Annotated in this window: 18 protein-coding genes; all 18 read left to right on the top strand. The window is 28.9% G+C overall.

What is annotated here, in order from left to right; all coding sequences use genetic code 11:
- Nucleotides 1-14 precede the first annotated feature (14 nt).
- Entirely contained in the window at nucleotides 15-848 is an 834-nt protein-coding gene (locus tag JC605_RS19190; protein WP_370569068.1) for a glycosyltransferase, read from the top strand.
- A 2-nt stretch (nucleotides 849-850) separates the two neighbouring features.
- Nucleotides 851-1,747, top strand: a complete 897-nt coding sequence (locus tag JC605_RS19185) for an NAD-dependent epimerase/dehydratase family protein (protein ID WP_198857743.1) — start codon at nucleotides 851-853, stop codon at nucleotides 1,745-1,747.
- Nucleotides 1,747-2,712, top strand: a complete 966-nt coding sequence (locus JC605_RS19180) for a glycosyltransferase family 4 protein (RefSeq protein WP_198857742.1) — start codon at nucleotides 1,747-1,749, stop codon at nucleotides 2,710-2,712. The genes JC605_RS19185 and JC605_RS19180 overlap by 1 nt, the downstream gene beginning before the upstream one ends.
- Complete coding sequence (locus tag JC605_RS19175) at nucleotides 2,709-3,134, top strand: WxcM-like domain-containing protein (protein ID WP_198857741.1); 426 nt, start codon at nucleotides 2,709-2,711, stop codon at nucleotides 3,132-3,134. The genes JC605_RS19180 and JC605_RS19175 overlap by 4 nt, the downstream gene beginning before the upstream one ends.
- Nucleotides 3,127-4,251: a DegT/DnrJ/EryC1/StrS aminotransferase family protein gene (locus JC605_RS19170; protein ID WP_198857740.1), complete on the top strand. Its 1,125-nt coding sequence runs from the start codon at nucleotides 3,127-3,129 to the stop codon at nucleotides 4,249-4,251. Before JC605_RS19175 ends, JC605_RS19170 begins: the two co-directional genes overlap by 8 nt.
- Before the next feature lie 22 nt (nucleotides 4,252-4,273).
- The gene (gene rfbC, locus JC605_RS19165) at nucleotides 4,274-4,822 is read left to right on the top strand and encodes a dTDP-4-dehydrorhamnose 3,5-epimerase (protein ID WP_198857739.1); all 549 of its coding nucleotides are present in this window, start codon (nucleotides 4,274-4,276) and stop codon (nucleotides 4,820-4,822) included.
- Nucleotides 4,822-5,667 carry a dTDP-4-dehydrorhamnose reductase gene (gene rfbD / locus JC605_RS19160; protein WP_198857738.1) on the top strand — a complete coding sequence of 282 codons (846 nt, stop codon included), beginning with the start codon at nucleotides 4,822-4,824 and terminating at the stop codon, nucleotides 5,665-5,667. The genes rfbC and rfbD overlap by 1 nt, the downstream gene beginning before the upstream one ends.
- 68 nt (nucleotides 5,668-5,735) lie before the next feature.
- The gene (gene rfbA / locus JC605_RS19155; protein WP_198857737.1) at nucleotides 5,736-6,620 is read left to right on the top strand and encodes a glucose-1-phosphate thymidylyltransferase RfbA; all 885 of its coding nucleotides are present in this window, start codon (nucleotides 5,736-5,738) and stop codon (nucleotides 6,618-6,620) included.
- A gap of 85 nt (nucleotides 6,621-6,705) precedes the next feature.
- Nucleotides 6,706-8,673, top strand: a complete 1,968-nt coding sequence (locus tag JC605_RS19150) for a nucleoside-diphosphate sugar epimerase/dehydratase (protein WP_198857736.1) — start codon at nucleotides 6,706-6,708, stop codon at nucleotides 8,671-8,673.
- A gap of 128 nt (nucleotides 8,674-8,801) precedes the next feature.
- A complete protein-coding gene (locus JC605_RS19145) occupies nucleotides 8,802-9,665 on the top strand; it encodes an ABC transporter permease (RefSeq protein ID WP_198857735.1) in 864 nt (287 codons plus the stop codon).
- On the top strand, nucleotides 9,666-10,892 hold the full coding sequence (locus JC605_RS19140) for an ABC transporter ATP-binding protein (protein ID WP_198857734.1): 1,227 nt from the start codon (nucleotides 9,666-9,668) through the stop codon (nucleotides 10,890-10,892).
- Nucleotides 10,893-10,905: 13 nt separating this feature from the next.
- Complete coding sequence (locus tag JC605_RS19135) at nucleotides 10,906-11,844, top strand: bifunctional 2-polyprenyl-6-hydroxyphenol methylase/3-demethylubiquinol 3-O-methyltransferase UbiG (RefSeq protein ID WP_198857733.1); 939 nt, start codon at nucleotides 10,906-10,908, stop codon at nucleotides 11,842-11,844.
- 12 nt (nucleotides 11,845-11,856) lie between these two features.
- Complete coding sequence (locus JC605_RS19130) at nucleotides 11,857-13,053, top strand: glycosyltransferase (RefSeq protein ID WP_198857732.1); 1,197 nt, start codon at nucleotides 11,857-11,859, stop codon at nucleotides 13,051-13,053.
- Between the two features lie 668 nt (nucleotides 13,054-13,721).
- Nucleotides 13,722-14,528 carry a hypothetical protein gene (locus JC605_RS19125; RefSeq protein ID WP_198857731.1) on the top strand — a complete coding sequence of 269 codons (807 nt, stop codon included), beginning with the start codon at nucleotides 13,722-13,724 and terminating at the stop codon, nucleotides 14,526-14,528.
- The gene (locus tag JC605_RS19120; protein WP_198857730.1) at nucleotides 14,525-15,601 is read left to right on the top strand and encodes a glycosyltransferase family 2 protein; all 1,077 of its coding nucleotides are present in this window, start codon (nucleotides 14,525-14,527) and stop codon (nucleotides 15,599-15,601) included. The genes JC605_RS19125 and JC605_RS19120 overlap by 4 nt, the downstream gene beginning before the upstream one ends.
- Nucleotides 15,602-15,654: 53 nt before the next feature.
- Nucleotides 15,655-16,641, top strand: a complete 987-nt coding sequence (locus tag JC605_RS19115) for a glycosyltransferase family 2 protein (RefSeq protein WP_198857729.1) — start codon at nucleotides 15,655-15,657, stop codon at nucleotides 16,639-16,641.
- A gap of 1 nt (nucleotide 16,642) precedes the next feature.
- Nucleotides 16,643-17,509, top strand: a complete 867-nt coding sequence (locus tag JC605_RS19110) for a glycosyltransferase family A protein (RefSeq protein WP_198857728.1) — start codon at nucleotides 16,643-16,645, stop codon at nucleotides 17,507-17,509.
- Between the two features lie 31 nt (nucleotides 17,510-17,540).
- The gene (locus tag JC605_RS19105) at nucleotides 17,541-18,320 is read left to right on the top strand and encodes a glycosyltransferase family 2 protein (RefSeq protein WP_198857727.1); all 780 of its coding nucleotides are present in this window, start codon (nucleotides 17,541-17,543) and stop codon (nucleotides 18,318-18,320) included.
- Nucleotides 18,321-18,364: the final 44 nt, after the last annotated feature.

Raw genomic sequence — 18,364 nt, 5'->3', positions numbered from 1 at the left:
AATAAAGCTAAATAGTGATAAAAGAACATAAAATTAGCGTTGTAATGTCTGTTTATAAAAATGATAGTATTTCATTTTTTGAAGATGCGATCGACAGTCTTTTGCAACAAAGTTATCTTCCATCTGAAATTATAATCGTTGTTGATGGAGTTGTTAGTTTAGAGATTGAAAACTTATTGAGTCAATATGAAAATAATGAAATTTTTAAGATTATTAGATTAGAACAAAATAAGGGGTTAGCAAATGCTTTAAATATTGGTATTTCCAAAGCTTCTTATGAGTTTGTGGCAAGAATGGATTCTGATGATATCTGTTTTAAAAACAGGTTTGAGAAACAAATTGAATTTATTGTAAAAGAAAATTTAGATATAATAGGAGCTCAAATAATTGAATTTGGAAATGACATAAACGATATAGTTTCTGTACGAAAAGTTCCTCTTGAGCATAATGAAATGGTCAAGTTTATGAAAGTAAGAAGCCCATTCTCGCATCCTACTATTTTATTCCGTAAAGAGGTTTATTCTGTTTTAAATGGTTATGACAGTCAAATTTTTCCAGAGGATTATGATTTTTTTGTTCGTGCATATTTAGAAGGGTTTAAATTTGGAAATGTGGATGACAATCTTTTGTGGTTTAGATTAGGTGCTGATCGTTCAAAAGCAATTAGAAGAAGGTGGGGGCTTGATTATGCCAAGAATGAAATGAAATTGTACAGGAAGTTTCTAAATTTAGGATTTTTCAGTTATTTTGAATTTTTTAAAGTTGTTTGTTTTAAGATTCCTTTGCGAGTTTTACCATTTAGCTTATATAAATTAATTTATTTTAAAGTTTTAAGAAATAATAATTAATTATGAAACTTCTCATAACTGGTGCTTCAGGTTTTGTTGGTAAAAATTTGTTAGATTATTTGGTATTTAATTCTTTTGATCCTTTTAGCTTAACATTACGTAATTCAGCTTGGAAAACAAATTTGAATGGAGATGCAATTATTCATCTTGCAGGAAAAGCTCATGACACAAAAAATATAAGCAACGCATCTGAGTATTTTAAAATTAATACTGATTTAACAAAAGAATTATTTGATGCTTTTTTAGAAAGTGAGATTAACGATTTTATCTATTTTAGTAGTGTAAAGGCTGTTGCAGACATGGTTGATGATATTTTAAATGAAGATGTTATAGCGAATCCAAAGACTCCTTATGGACAATCAAAATTAAAAGCAGAAGAATATATTTTATCAAAGAAAATTCCTGAAGGAAAACGAGTGTTTATTATTAGACCTTGTATGATTCATGGTCCAGGGAATAAAGGAAACTTAAATTTGCTTTATAATGTCGTAAAAAAAAGAGTTCCTTATCCATTAGGAGCATTTCATAATGAAAGATCTTTTTTAGGAATTGATAATCTTAATTTTATGATTAAGGAAATTCTTCAAAATAAAAAGATAAAATCAGGAGTGTATAATTTTTCAGACGATGATGTACTTTCTACAAATGAACTCGTGAAGATTATATCTACCGTTTTAGATAAAACTAATTTAAATATTTCTGTTCCTAAGCCTGTTATAAACGGCATAGCTAGAGTAGGGGATGTTATTAAATTCCCACTAAATTCTGAAACAATTCAAAAACTAACGGAAAATTATAGAGTTTCAAATGAGAAGATAAAAAAAGCAATTGGAATTGAAAAATTACCAAATACGACAAAAGAAGGATTGGAAAAAACAATAAAAAGTTTTATAAAATAATGCAATACACAATATTAGGTTTCATTTTAATGATCTTAATGCTTCTTTATTTCAAAGTTGCGGATCGTTTTAATATTATCGATAAACCAAATCAGCGAAGTTCACATACAGAAATAACACTTCGAGGAGGTGGTATAATTTTTTGGTTTTCAGCTTTGCTTTATTTTTTTCAGCATATCGAAAGCAATTATTTTTTCTTTGCAGGAATTACATTGGTAAGTTTAGTAAGCTTTTGGGATGATATTCAAAGTCTTTCAAATAAGATTAGAATTTCAATTCATTTTCTTGCTATCACATTGATCTTCTTAGATCTCAACTTGTTTACTCTTATGCCAATTTGGGGAGTTGTTATATCTTATGTGCTTGCAATTGGATTAATAAACGCTTACAATTTCATGGACGGTATTAACGGAATAACAGGACTCTATACTTTGGCTGTACTTGGATCTTTATTATATGTTAATGCCAAAATTCAACTATTTACAGATGGCAGTTTCATAAAATATGGAATGATTGCAAGTCTTGTCTTTTTGTTTTTTAATTATAGAAAAAAAGCAAAATGTTTTGCAGGCGATGTTGGTAGTATTGCAATTGCATTTTGGATTATTTATTTAGTTTTAAAATTAATTTTAAGTACAAACTCGGTTATTTGGCTTTTGTTTTTAGCTGTTTATGGTGTTGATGCAGTTTGTACCATTTTGCATAGGCTTTATTTAAAACAAAATATATTCGAAGCACATCGTTTACATTTGTATCAAATTCTTAGCAATGAATACAAAATACAGCATAGATTAGTTTCGTTATATTATGCATTGGCACAAATTGGAGTTTCTATTTTAGTAGTATCACTTTATCAAAAAATAAGCGATTATATATTATTTGCGATTATAATTGTTCCATTGCTTTTAGTATATTCTTTAAAATTTTATTTAATAAATAAAAGCAACTTAAAATTACAAGTATGAGTCCAGAAGTAATTCAGGGAGGAAATTTTTCAGATCATCGAGGTACTATTTCATATGTTAATGATTTTAGTTTTAATGATATTGAAAGATTTTATATCATAACTAATTCGGAAGAAAACCCTATTCGTGCTTGGCAGGGACATAAATTAGATTCAAAGAATTTTTATTGCGTAAGCGGATCTTTTAAAATTCATTTTGTAAAAATTGATAATTGGGAGAATCCTTCTAAAGATTTGACGATTGAAACAGTTGAAGTTTCTGAGTTTGACAGTAAAATTGTTCATGTTCCTGCAGGTTATGCAAATGCAGTAGAATCCTTAGAAAAAGATTCAAAATTAATATCATTTTCTACTTTGCCATTATCAAATGTAAAAGAAGATGATGCACGATATCCTGCTGATTATTGGAATTTAAATGGGTAGAATTTATTTATCCTTATCGCAACAAAGTGGTTTTGAAATAGAATATATTGAGAAAGCATTACAATCTAACTGGATTACCTCGGGAGGACCAAATGTAAATGATTTTGAAATTGAACTTCAGAATTATTTCGGAGAAGATTCATTCGTTGCAGCGTTAAATTCAGGAACATCTGCAATTCATTTGTCATTAATTTTATTAGGAGTAAAACCAGGAGATGAGGTTATTTGTCAAAGTTTGACATTTTCAGCATCTGCGAATCCGATTTTATATCAAGGCGCTACTCCTATTTTTGTTGATAGTGAACCTGAAACTTGGAATATATGCCCTGATAATCTTGAAATAGCGATAAAAGACCGAATTAAAAGAGGTAATAAACCTAAAGCAATAATTGCAGTTCATTTGTATGGTATGCCATATAAAGTAGATGATATTCATGCTATAGCTGATCGCTATAGAATTCCTATTATCGAAGATAGCGCCGAAGCATTAGGAAGTTGTTATAAGGAAAAAAAATGCGGTACTTTTGGTGAATTTGGAGTATTATCATTTAATGGCAATAAAATAATTACGACCTCGAGTGGCGGTGCCCTAATATCTAATTCAAAAGAAGTAAAGGAAAAAGCCATTTTTTATGCCACTCAGTCAAAAGATAATGCGATTCATTATCAACATAGCGAAATTGGATATAATTACAGAATGAGCAATATTTGCGCTGGGATTGGTTTAGGACAAATGAAAATTTTTCAGAAAAAAATAGATTCAAGAAGGAATAATCATATGTTTTATCAAGAGCTTTTTTCAAGTATTGAAGAGGTAGAGCTTTTTGAGGTAAAAAATGAAGATTATTTTTCAAATTATTGGCTGAACACGATTTTGCTAAAATCAAGCGAAGTTAAGAATGATTTATTGCAAGCCTTTGAGGAAGCAAACATTGAGACACGTCCTATTTGGAAACCAATGCATTTGCAACCAATTTTTGAAAGCTATCCTTATTACGGCAATAAAATATCAGAAAAGATATTTGAAAATGGATTATGTCTTCCATCTGGAGCAGATTTAACAATTAAAAATAAACAAAGAATAAAAGAAGTAATCAACGCTTTTTTTCATAATTAAAAAAAACATTTACCCAATTTATATGAAAGTTGAAGAAACCTATATTAAAGATTTAGTTATTATTGAACCAACTGTTTTCGGAGACGAAAGAGGTTATTTTTTTGAATCTTACAGTAAAACGAAATTTGAAGATTTAGGTATTAATATTGATTTTGTTCAAGATAACCAGTCATTTTCAAAATATGGTACATTAAGAGGCTTACATTATCAAAATCCGCCTTTTGCACAAACGAAATTAGTGCGTGTTTTAGAAGGTGAAATTATTGATGTTGCTGTAGATTTAAGAAAAGATTCACCTACTTACGGAAAATCTTTTAGTATTTTACTTTCATCTGAAAATAAAAAGCAATTGTTAGTTCCTCAAGGATTTGCCCATGGATTTTCGGTTATTAGCGAAACCGCATCAGTAATGTATAAATGTGATCAATTTTATAATAAAGCTTCTGAAGGAGGAATCAAATATGATGATCCATCTTTAAATATTGATTGGGGAATGGATTTGAACAATGCAATCGTTTCTGATAAAGATCAGATTTTGCCGTTTATTGAAAACTGTAATAGCTTATTTTAATGAAAAAAATTCTTGTAACGGGTGCAAATGGTCAATTAGGATCAGAACTTTCAGTTTTATCATCAAAATATCCAGAATATGAATGGGTTTTTGCCGATAGAACAAAAATTACATTAGACAATCTAGATCTTTTGCCTATTCAGTTAAATGAAATTAAGGCAGATGTGATTTTGAATTGTGGTGCTTATACCGCGGTTGATAAAGCTGAAACAGAAAAAGAACTCGCTTTTACAGTAAATTCTTCGGCAGTAGAAATAATTGCCAAATATGCTTCAGAGAATAATGTGAAGTTAATTCATGTGTCCACAGATTATGTTTTCGATGGTACTTCATCAGTTGCTTTAAACGAAGAAGCATTTACAAATCCTATTAATGCCTATGGGGAAAGTAAATTAGCAGGAGAAATTGCATGCATGAAGCAAAATCCAGATTCAATTGTTATTAGAACTTCTTGGGTTTACAGTAAATTTGGAAATAACTTTGTAAAAACCATGCAACGCTTAATGCAAGAGAAAGAAGAGATAAGTGTTGTGAATGATCAAGTTGGTTCACCAACTTATGCAGCTGATCTAGCGCGGACAATGATCAATATTGTTAATTCACCAAATTGGATTTCAGGAACATATAATTATTCTAACGAAGGAGAAATAAGCTGGTATGAATTTGCTTTGAGCATTAAAGAGTTAGGGAATTATAATTGCCAAGTAAACGGTATTCCATCTTCTTCATATCCAACACCTGCAAAAAGACCGAGTTTTTCATTATTAGATAAAAATAAAATAAAATCAATCTATAATTTAGAAATTCCATATTATAAAGAAAGTTTAAAAAAGATATTTCTATAATATAAATATTGAGTTTGATTTTTATATTCTGATTAAAGTCAAAGTTTAAAATACTAAAATTAAAATTTATGAAAGGGATTATATTAGCTGGAGGTTCTGGCACAAGATTACACCCATTAACTTTAGCGGTTAGTAAGCAGTTAATGCCCGTATATGATAAACCCATGATATACTACCCATTATCAACTTTGATGATGGCAGGAATTAGTGAAATTTTGATAATCTCCACACCTCATGATTTGCCTCATTTTAGAAAACTTCTAGGTGATGGAAGCGCGATTGGTTGTAAGTTTAGTTACGCAGAACAACCAGATCCAAATGGTTTGGCTCAGGCTTTTGTTATTGGAGAAGAGTTTATAGGCAAAGACAAAGTGGCTTTAGTGTTAGGAGACAATATCTTTTTTGGAACAAATATGCAGCAACTTTTAAAGGATAATGCTAATCCAGATGGAGGTGTAGTTTTTGCTTATCACGTTGCGGATCCCGAAAGATATGGCGTCGTTGAATTTGATGAAAATAAAAAGGCCATTTCTATAGAAGAAAAACCTATCGTACCTAAGTCAAATTATGCAGTTCCAGGACTATATTTCTATGATAATTCTGTTGTAGAAATTGCTAAAAATATAAAACCAAGTGCCCGTGGTGAATATGAGATTACAGATGTCAATAAAGTTTACCTAGAAAAAGGAAAATTGAAGGTTGGAATATTAAGTAGAGGAACGGCTTGGTTAGATACAGGAACATTTAATAGTTTGATGCAAGCAGGACAATTTGTTCAAGTAATTGAGGAAAGACAAGGACTAAAAATTGGTTGCATTGAAGAAATTGCTTGGAGACAAGGTTTTATTGATGATCAACAACTTGAAAAGTTAGCACAACCACTGTTAAAATCAGGATATGGATCATATTTAATAGATTTTCTAAAACAAAAGAAAAAAAGTGTTAAAATTTAATTTGTATCTTTAACTAATTATTTAAAATCTTTAATTTGTATTTTTGTATAAATGTCGGATTAAAGGCACTTAAAAAAGAGAACAATTGAACACAGAAAAACCAAATAATATAACCTCTTTGTTATATAATACCTTTTCGCCAAGAAATCTTCGGGCAAATATTAATAATCTAAGTTATTTGCCTAGATGGATTATTGTTGCTATAGATGTTATGGTTTTGGTTTTTTCTTTTTGTCTTACCTATTTGCTTTTTGAAGGTACGGCAATAGGGTATCTTATTACGTCTCATAATTTTTTCTTTGTTGCAGGATTAATTATTGCCAATGTGTTTTTTTTCTGGCTTTTTAGAACATACTCAGGAATTATTAGGCATTCTTCCTATATAGATGCAATAAAATTGTTGTTTTCTCAAATGTCTGTTCTTGTATTTTTCTTGTTTATAAATTTAATATTTGAATTATATACGGGCCATAAAGCATTTTTAAATACTGCCCTTTTTATTAATTTAGTATTGTCTTTTTGTGGACTTTTCTTATATCGTGTTGTAGTAAAGCAGACATTTGAAATGTATTTTTCTGAAAAAGCTACGACTAAATTAATTCGAACTGTAATTTATGGTACAGATGCTAATGCAATTTCTGTTGCAAACGCATTGAAATTTGAAAGCCCTTCTCGTTTTAAAATAGTTGGTTTTGTTGATAAGAATAATCAGAATGCGTCTAAACGTATGCTAGATCTTCCTATCCTTATTTTAAGAAAGAAGTTGCCTGCTTTAATGCGTTCTGTAGCTGCAGAAGGTGTAATTATTGCAGATAAAAGTTTAAGCAAAGACGAACAGCTTATTATAGTTGATCAATGTTTGGAGTTTAATTACAGAGTATATACAGTACCTCTTATTTCAGATTGGGAAAATCAAAAAGAAATTTCGCAAAAAGTTAAGAATATCCAAATCGAAGACTTGTTAGAGAGAAAACCTATAGTTCTAGATAGTAGATCTATTTCTAAGCAGTTAAAAGATAAAACAATTTTAATTACAGGAGCAGCAGGATCAATAGGAAGTGAGATTGTAAGACAAGTTTTGAATTTTAATCCAAAAAATGTTATTGTCTTAGATCATGCAGAAACACCATTGCATAATTTGTGTTTGGAAACTCAAGCAATGAATGTAAGCACTAAAATAGTTGCGGTAATTGCAGATGTAAGAAGTAAAAAAGCTTTAGATAAGGTTTTTAAAAATTATAATCCACATGTAGTTTTTCATGCTGCAGCCTATAAGCATGTACCTTTGATGGAAGAAAATCCTTCTCAGGCAATTCAAACTAATATCAAAGGAACTAAAAATCTTGCTGATTTGGCTTGTAAATATCATGTGAAGAAATTTGTAATGGTTTCTACAGATAAAGCGGTTAACCCAAGCAATGTAATGGGAGCCAGTAAACGAATCGCAGAAAAATATGTACAGTCTTTATTCTTAAAAAATCAAAGAGAGAACATTCAAGGAGGGACAAAATTTATAACGACTCGTTTTGGAAATGTTCTGGGTTCAAATGGGTCAGTCGTTCCGTTGTTTACTAAACAAATTGCAGAAGGTGGACCTGTAACAATCACACATCAAGACATTATACGTTATTTTATGACAATTCCAGAAGCTTGTCAACTTGTATTGGAAGCTGGAGCTATGGGGAATGGAGGAGAAATCTATATTTTTGATATGGGTAAACCAGTTAGAATTATCGATTTAGCTCGGAAAATGATTAAGCTGGCTGGTTTTATACCAGATAAAGAAATCAAAATTAAAATTGTCGGATTAAGACCTGGAGAAAAGCTTTATGAAGAATTATTAAATGATACTTCAAAGACTCTTCCAACATATCATAATAAAATTATGATTGCGCAAGAAATTCAAGACGAGTATGAGAATCTTCATATTGATGTTGATGAGTTAATTGGAATTGCTGATTTTTACGAAAATGATGATATTGTTGCTAAAATGAAAAAAATAGTTCCAGAATTTAAAAGTATGAATTCGACTTTTGAAGTTTTAGATAAATAATATTAAACAAAAATAAAATCAAATATAATCAAGAGGTGTTTTTTTAAACGCCTTTTGACATTTTTAAACAAATTCTAAAATATTAAAAATCTTGTTAATTTTTCACAATAAGGTTTTTACGCTCTTAAATGGATTCTAAAAATACAAACGATTGGTTGTTTGAGATAACACCAAAAAATAAATTTCTTACGCTCAATTTTAAGGAAATTTGGCAATATAGAGATTTATTAATGCTTTTTGTTAAGAGAGATATTATAACAGTTTATAAACAAACTGTTTTGGGGCCTCTATGGTATTTAATACAGCCTTTGTTTACTTCTATTACTTTTACTATTATTTTTAATAACGTTGCAGGAATTAAGACAGGAACGATTCCTCCATTTTTATTCAATTTAGCAGGAATAATGGTTTGGAATTATTTTACTGCTTGTTTAAATGGGACTTCTGATACATTTAAATCTAATGCCAATATATTTGGAAAAGTATATTTCCCAAGAATTATTACTCCTTTGTCTATAGTGATTTCGAACTTAATTAAATTTGGGATTCAATTAGGTATATTTATTTTCTTTTACATTTTCTTTTATTTTCAAGGAGTAGATTTACAACTTAATATATCTATATTATTTTTCCCAATCTTAATCTCGTTTATGGGAATTTTAGGACTAGGTTTAGGAATGATGATTTCTTCAATGGTTACAAAATATAGGGATCTAAATAATTTAGTTGGTTTTGGCGTACAGCTTTTAATGTATATATCTGCCGTAATGTACCCGATGGAATTAATAAAAGAAAAACTCCCAAAATTCGGATGGATTGTAGAATACAATCCATTAGCTTATGTGATAGAAACTTCACGTTATATGTTATTAAATATTGGGAATATATCAATTTTAGGTTTAATATATACAATGGTAGTTACAATTGTTGTTTTCTTTACTGGATTATTAGTTTTTAATAGAACAGAAAAAAGCTTTATAGATACCGTATAAATGAAAGATATAATATTAAAGGCCGAAAATATTTCTAAACAATACCGCTTAGGTCAAGTCGGTACAGGTACTTTAAGCCATGATTTGAATCGATGGTGGCATAAAATTAGAGGAAAAGAAAATCCATATCTAAAAATTGGTGATACCAACGATCGCTCTACAAAAGGAACTTCAGATTACGTTTGGGCTTTACAGGATATAAACTTTGAGGTTGAAAGAGGAGAAGTTTTAGGAATTATTGGAAAAAATGGAGCAGGAAAATCTACGCTTTTAAAAATACTTTCAAAAGTTACGGCTCCAACAACAGGTAATATAAAATCACGAGGGCGTATCGCTTCTTTGCTAGAAGTTGGAACAGGGTTTAACGGAGAGATGACAGGAAGAGAAAATATTTTTCTTAATGGAGCTATTTTAGGAATGACCAAAAAGGAAATTACTTCAAAGCTTGATGAAATCATTGAGTTTTCTGGTTGCGAACGTTATATAGATACTCCTGTAAAAAGATACAGCTCGGGTATGACTGTTCGTTTGGCTTTTGCAGTCGCTGCATTTTTAGAGCCTGAGATTCTTATTGTGGACGAAGTACTTGCCGTGGGAGACGCAGAATTTCAAAAAAAAGCTATTGGAAAAATGAAAGATATTGCAAGTGGCGAAGGAAGAACGGTTTTGTTTGTGAGCCATGATTTAGCTGCTATTCGAGCATTATGTTTGAAAACAATATTGCTTAACAATGGTACAATTCAAATGATTTCTGACACAGACACCGTGATAAATAGTTATTTAGATTCTAGCGCTTCTGAAGAATTAGTGATTAAAAAAAATGAAGGTAAGGTAATTACTAATATTGAAATGCCAGAGAAAACTCAAATTTTTTCAGGTAGACAATTTAGCTTTTCAATATATTTTAACAATAGTGAATTGACTCGTGCCTCGTTAGGATATTTAATTAAAAATGAAAGTGGTCAGGCTGTTATGGCAGCCAATATGCATCAGTATGGACAAAATTTAACAATTAATCAAGGCCAGAACAAAATTGGCGTTCAAATTGATCATTTGCCACTTAATCCAGGAAATTATTCGCTATCATTATATTTGAGTAATGGAGCATTTGACTTGGATATTCTCGAAGATGCAGTACTATTTAATGTTTTTTGGGATGATGAAAATGTAATCGGTCCGAAAAAGGGATGGGGCTCAACTTATGCAAAAACAGAATGGATTTATTAAAAATATATTTTAAATGAAGAATTGTATTTTATGCGAATCTAAAAAGATCAGCATTTATCAAAATGTTAATTTCAAATTATTGAAAAAAATTTATGAAAATTCTCTGAATATCGATATCTCAAAAGGGTTAGAAAGTGATGCTGATATAAAATTTTATCATTGTGAAAATTGCAGTTTAGATTTTTTTGAACCCAAATTTGCAGGAAATGCTTTTTTTTATGAAGAATTACAGCTTAAAAGAAAAGTTTATTATAGTCCAGATAGAAAAGAATTTGAGTCTGCATCAGAATTTATAAAAGAAAATGAATCGGTTTTAGAAATTGGTTCAGGGTCAGGTTTTTTTGCCCAAAAAATAAAAAACAATAATTATGTTGGTTTAGAATTTAATGATGAAGCTATTAAAAAAGCGAGGGAAAAAGGAATAGAATTGATTAAACAGAATATTGAAGATTATGCTAAGAGTACTACAAAAAAATTTGATGTAGTTTGTTCTTTCCATGTTTTAGAACATGTGAAAAATCCGAGAGAATTTTTAGAGGCTTGCATGAGTAAACTAAATTCTAAAGGCAAACTTATTATAGCAGTTCCTTGTAACGATTCGGCCTTAACAAGTAATCATAACCATATACTTAATCTTCCTCCACATCATATAACAAGATGGAAAATTAGCTCGCTTACAAAATTGATAGATCTCTTTGACCTGAAATTAATAGATTATAAAGTTATACCAATTTCTGAGAACATTACAACAAGCCAATACCTTAAGGCTGTTATGTTAAAAAAGGTTGTAAATATCATTTATCCTCAGAATAAAATTGTAATAGATCCTGATAGGCTAAACAAAGTTAAAAAATGGACAGATTTTATAGTTTCTAAATTGAGACTTCATAAAAAATACAATCAAAAAAAGATTATAGGAGAGAATGTAATTTTCGTTTTTGAAAAAAAATAGAGGACAATATAAATGAAAGTTTTGTTTTGGCTAAGTTCTTTTCCAACCGTTTCGGAAACGTTTATCAGAAATCAGATAGTTGATTTGATTGATAGTGGAATAGATGTACAGATTTTTTGCAACAACAAAAATGAAAATGTACAAGGATTAGAAGGATTTGAAAAATACAATTTGTTAAGCAAGACGATAGATTTTAAAGATATTCTGCCTCAATCAAACCGTAAGAAAATAGAAAGCCTTTTAAAAGTTCTGCTAAATCATTTTCTGACTCGTAATTTTTGGTATTTTATTAAATTATCAAAGCTTTTACTTATCGAAAGAAAGAGTTATTCTTTTAGTTCTTTTTTTATCCTCAATTTTATTTTAGCTCAAAAAATAAATGTTATTCATTGTCATTTTGGGCCAATAGGAAAAGATGCCGTATTTGTAAAAAAAATTGATGTACCCGTAAAATTAATCTGTACATTTCACGGATATGATATTCGTTTAGGAATAAAAAAAGGAAAAACTTTTTACAGTGATTTGTTCCATTACGCAGATTCAATACTTTCAATATCAAATTACAATAGAGAAAAATTACTGTCTTTTGGTTTGAATCCAAAAAAAATTGAAGATCTCAACAACGGTGTTTCTGTTTCTTCGAAAACAAAACACAAAGAAAATAAAAATGGAGAAGTACGAATAATATCAGTTGGAAGATTGGTTGAAGAAAAAGGATATGATTTGGCTTTAAGTGCAATTTCTGGTTTTGCTAAAAAATATCCGGAAATAAAGTTTCATTATGATATTGTCGGAGCAGGACATCTCGAAAAAATATTAAAACAAAAATCTGAAGATTTAAATATTGAGTCTTTGATTACTTTTCATTTGTCGCAAAATTCTGAATTTGTAAGAAGAAAAATTCAAAACTCTGACTTTCTTTTTCTTACTAGTTTGCAAGAAGCAATTCCAACAGTCATTTTAGAAGCTCAAGCGTGTGAACTTCCTGTTCTTGCAACCAATGTGGGATCTATTAAAGATTTGGTAATTGATAATAAAACGGGCTTTTTATCTGATGTTTCTGAAGAGGCTGTTATTGAATCTTTAGAAAAAATGTTTAGAAATAAAGACAAGTGGGATATTTATGGATCTAATGCGAAAGATAATATAATTCTTAATTATGATAAAAATAAGCTTACTCAGAAATTAATAAAGATTTATCAGGCATAACACATATGTAGTCCTTTAATTTATATCATAATTCTAGTTTATAATAGAGTATATTATTATACATGAAACTTTAGAAGGTATTTGTGCACAATCTTATAAAAATAAGGATTATATAATTATAAATAGTGCCCCATAAGAGACGGTAAAGAAAAGCAGATAAAATTATAAAAAAATGTTGCTTTAAATTTATCATCATTTAGATACTCAAAAAAAAGAGTAAATGTTTGTAGAAATTTTGGATTTGAGAAGAGTAATAGCGAATATGTAATGTTTTAGATTCAGATGATATTTGCGAACCTTTTTGTTTAGAAGAAAGGGCGAGTATATTTATGAATGACCTATCAATAGATCTATAAATTAGTTCCACGGCTTTTCTTGTTAATCATGTTAAGCGATTATTTTCTATTAATAAAGATTTGGAAACAAAAGAGTGAAGAATAATTAAGTATGTTCTTGAGCTTTAAAATTTCTTGGATGATAATGGCATGCTATATAAAAAGAATAGTATTGCGAATTGTAGGTTTGATGAAAATTTAAAGAGTTTTCAGAATTTAAATTTTAATATAAAATTATTTCGCAATTTAAAAAGATACATTGGAATTTTAAAATTGATTAATTGTTATCGTTAGTATGATAGAACGGTTGTAATCAAAAAATACTTAAAAAATATGCATACGATTGATAAATCTAAAATTGCCATTCTTACCACTGTTGCAAATTTTGAGTTGTATAAAAGAACAGCTACAATTTTTCCAGAGGAGATTGATAAAATCGTTATTGATGGAACTAATGGTATGTATGGTTTAGAGAGTATAAACTATATGTTTAAGAAACTCAACAGTAAAAAGTATGAGTGGATTATAATGGCAGATGAAGACATTTTTTTCTATGATTCTAATCTTGTTTTCGATTTGATTACGTACATGGACAAAAATGATTATCAAATATCCGGAGTTAGAGATGGTGGATTAATTAAACACAGAATTAATAATCCAGAAGTAATTAACACTTTTTTCTCTGTAATAAATTTCAAGAAATTATCAGAAATATACGATTTTAAGTTAGTCAAAGAACACCAAATATTTATCCCAGAAATTTTTGAGAATAAAGACTATTCTTTTTTAAAATACGATTATGATATAAAAAGCCTTGATGAACCATATTACTGTTTTTATTTTTGGGCTATTCTAAAAGGCTTTAAAATTTTATATCTCGATACAATAAATCCAGTTAATAATGACAAAACGGGAAATATAGTTCTTGATGTAAATGGAAATAAAATAGCTTTTCACAGTTGGTATGCTCGAGCCTATAAAGTCCATGAAAAACAAACCAAAAGAATTGATCATTATATAAAAGAATTTAAGATTGAAGAAGCATCAATCAATTTAAAAGACGTCCAAATTTTTAAAAGGAGATTTTTTAATTTTAAGAAAAGACTTAAAAAAAGTATAAAAAAATATATAGGAAAATGATAACAATAATTTTTCCTTATCGCAATAGAGAATCCGTCCGGGTTAAACGCTCTTTAGATTCGCTGAAAGAACAGACAAATTCTGATTTTGAAGTTGTTTTTGTAGACTATGGCTCAAATTCAGTTTCAGCATCCAATATTAAAGACTTGATGGCTAATTATAAATTTGTAAAATACATTTATAATTATTCAGAATTTCAGCCTTGGTCAAGAGCTAAAGCAATTAACATCGGACTAAAAAATGCTACCACAGAGTACATATTTACAGCTGATGTTGATATGATTTTTAGTCCAAATTTTGTTTGTAAACTTCATGAATTAAAAAATCCACTTAAAGGCTATTATTTTAAAGTTGGTTTCTTGAATGAAAAAGAATCAGAATCTGATAAGAAATTTCAAGATTTTGAAATTGATTTTAGCAGTGGAGTTGGCGCGCAAGGATTATCATTATTTCATCTTAATGGTTTGAAAGAAGTAAGAGGATATGATGAGTTTTTGCATTTTTGGGGAGCAGAAGATATCGATATTCATAATCGATTAGAAAAAAATGGGGTTGAAAGTATTTTTTATTCACAAGATATTTTAATGCTTCATCAATGGCATATTAGCTATAGAAAAGAAGAAAAAAAAGTGCTTACAAAAGATCTGCAACTGACAGATATTATAAAAATAAATAATCAAAAACTGTTAGCAAATACCAAAAATAAGGGAGTACAAGTTAATAGTATAAACTGGGGAACTGGTATTTGTAAAAATGATTTTGAGATTTTAAAAAAGGACAGGCAAGAAAAAATAATGCTTAACAAAAAAGAGGTTGTCAGCCACTTTCTGTTTTGTGAATTACCGAATTTTGAAGGCGATATTTTAAACATTAGTTTTATGGAAGATCCTTTTCAGAATTCTCTGAAATATAAACTAAAGAAAGTTTTAGGCAAGAAAGTACCTAAATATTATACTTTAAAAGAAATTAATGATTTACTGTTGCTTCATATTATTTCTTTTTATCATGTTTTTCCTTACTTGTACGAGGTAAGTGACGAATTAAATAGTATCAGATTCAAAATAAAAAAATAAGTGATTAGAAGAGCATTCTCAAAAGAATTGAGCAGTTTCGAAAATATAATTTCATGAATTCACCTAAAGTTTCTGTAATAATTCCAACCTATAATCGTGCACACATTATTAGTGAGACGCTAGATAGTATACTAAACCAAATCTATCAAAATTGGGAATGTATTATTGTAGATGATGGTTCAAATGATGAAACAGAAAACATAATAAACAAATATTTAAAGCATGATAATCGCTTCAAATTTTACCGTCGCCCAGCTGATCGTTTAAAGGGAGCGAATGCTTGCAGAAATTATGGGATTGAAAATAGTTGTGGGGCATATATAATGTTTTTAGATTCAGATGATATTTGTGAGTCTTTTTGCTTAGAAGAAAGGGTAAAGATAGTTACTAGTGACCTTTCGATAGATTTATTAATTAGAGATGGAGCTTTTCTTCTTGATGATGTAAAACTATCATTTTCTTTTAACAAAGATCCAGAATTAAAGGAAAGTACAAATTATTTAAGGATGTTCTTAAGTTATACAATTCCTTGGCAGACTACCGCAGGTTTGTATAAAAAAAGTTGCATTAGAAATTGTAAGTTTGATGAAAATCTAAAACGATTTCAAGATGTAAGTTTCAATGTAAAAGTGCTTTCGCAAACAAATCAATTAAAATTATATAGAGATTTTAAGATTGATACTTATTATAGAGTAGATGAATCTAAAGTTTTAAATAATAATTTCATTTCTAATGTACTTGAATCCTTAGTTATATTTTACGATATACACTCAGATTTGTTAACGAAACAGAATTACCTTGCTGATTTTAGAAAATTTAGCTGTAAAATTATTCTAGAATTTGCTATTCCGCATTTTGATAAAAATAAAAAAGAGGTTAATTTACTTTTCAAATGGTTTTTAAGATCAGATTTGTATTCATTTAAGCAAAAGACTTGTTTGTTAAATTTAATGTTATTATTAAATACTAGACTTTTCAGTATTAAAGGTGTTGGAATGAATAAATTCCGAGTTCATCTAAAAAAAGTCATAAATAAATAAAATGGAGGTTAAAATTTTAGTATCTATAATTGTCCCTTGTTATAAACAAGCACATTTTTTAGATGAGACATTGCAGTCTGTTTTAAATCAAAATTATAATAATTGGGAATGTATAATTGTTAATGATGGAAGTCCAGACGATACAGAGCTTGTAGCATCAAAATGGTGTGCTAAAGATGATAGATTCAAGTATCTTTTTAAAGAAAATGGAGGGCTTTCAAGTGCGAGAAATGCTGGAATTAAAATTTCTAAAGGAGAGTTCATCCTTCCTTTAGATTCAGATGATTTTTTGCACGAAAATTATTTGTCAAGATTAATTCCGGAACTTAATAAGGATCTAAGTCTAGGGATTGTTTCATGTCAAAGTTATTTTTTTAGAGACAAAAAAAGTAATATCATTTTTGAAACTAAAGTTTCTGGCTCTAATTATCGTGACCTCATGTATGAAAACATAATGATGGCATCTTCATTATATAGAAAGGAATGTTGGGAGCAAGTTGGAGGATATGATGAAAATATGAAAAATGGATTTGAGGATTGGGAGTTTTGGATTAACATAACAAAAAGATCCTGGAAATTCAAATTTGTAGAGGAATCATTGTTTTATTATAGAAAAGCTAAAAAATCGATGTTGATTGACACTTTACAAAATCATGCGCAGAATAATGTAGAATATATATATATGAAACATAAGGAAATTTATGTTGAAAATTTTGACATGACCTTATCCTATTTTATTTTTCTATTAAAAAGATATAGTCAGAGTGAAAAAAAAATTAAGAATTCACTAGAATATAAAATAGCTAAAATAATAATGAAGCCTTTTAGAATTTTACAAAAAATAAATTTTTTAAAATATTTGAAGTAAATACTTTTGAATACGTAATAAATAATTAAGAATGATTTCAGTTGTAATCAGAAATAAAAATCAAGCAAAAGCATTAGAGTTTTTACTAAGAAATCTTAGGCAAAGATATAATGATGACATTCATGAAATTATTGTAATTGATAACTTGTCTATAGATGAAAGTGAAGTAATTGTTGAGAAATATGGAGCCAGATTTGTGTCTATTGTAGATTTTAGTTACGGAGAAAGTGCAAATCTTGCAGCAGCTCAGGCTAGTCAAAAAATAGTGGTTATTTTTAGTGCACATTCATATCCGGTAAGTCATGATTTCTTTAAACTAATAAAAGAGAAATTTCGAAACAATGAAAATCTAGCAGGTTTGAGGTGTCTTCATAGTTCAAATGATTATAAGAATTTTATAAATAATGTTTTGGCAAAAGAGGATCCGAATAAATCGGGATTAATTTTTTCGGGATCTGCTTTTAATAGAGAAGTATGGAAGAAACATAATTTTAGAAGTGATGTCGCGACTTTTGAAGATAAAGAATGGACAAAAAGAGTATTGAAAGAGGGATACGATATCGAGTTTGTAGAATCAATTTTTCATTATGAAATTAAAAGAACAAAGAAGCAAGTTTTTTTTAGATTCAAAAATGATATAATTGGTAACTACCAACTTTGGCATGAGGACATCTCATTCTTTTCAGCCTTTAAAGGGCTCATTAAGTCGCTTTTGATATTATTGAAAAATTTTGCAGTTGATATCTATTATACATTTTTACGATTTTGGTTTAAAATTAAATTTATATTGAAAAGGCCTAATAAATTCTAAAACTGAATAGTTAATAAATGAATTCATAATCTTATTTAAAGAGA

It is taken from the genome of Flavobacterium sp. IB48 (assembly GCF_016405855.1).
Lineage (GTDB): Bacteria > Bacteroidota > Bacteroidia > Flavobacteriales > Flavobacteriaceae > Flavobacterium > Flavobacterium ginsengisoli.
The sequence above is the reverse complement of the archived record's forward strand: the minus strand, read 5'-3'. Positions and strand labels throughout refer to the sequence as shown.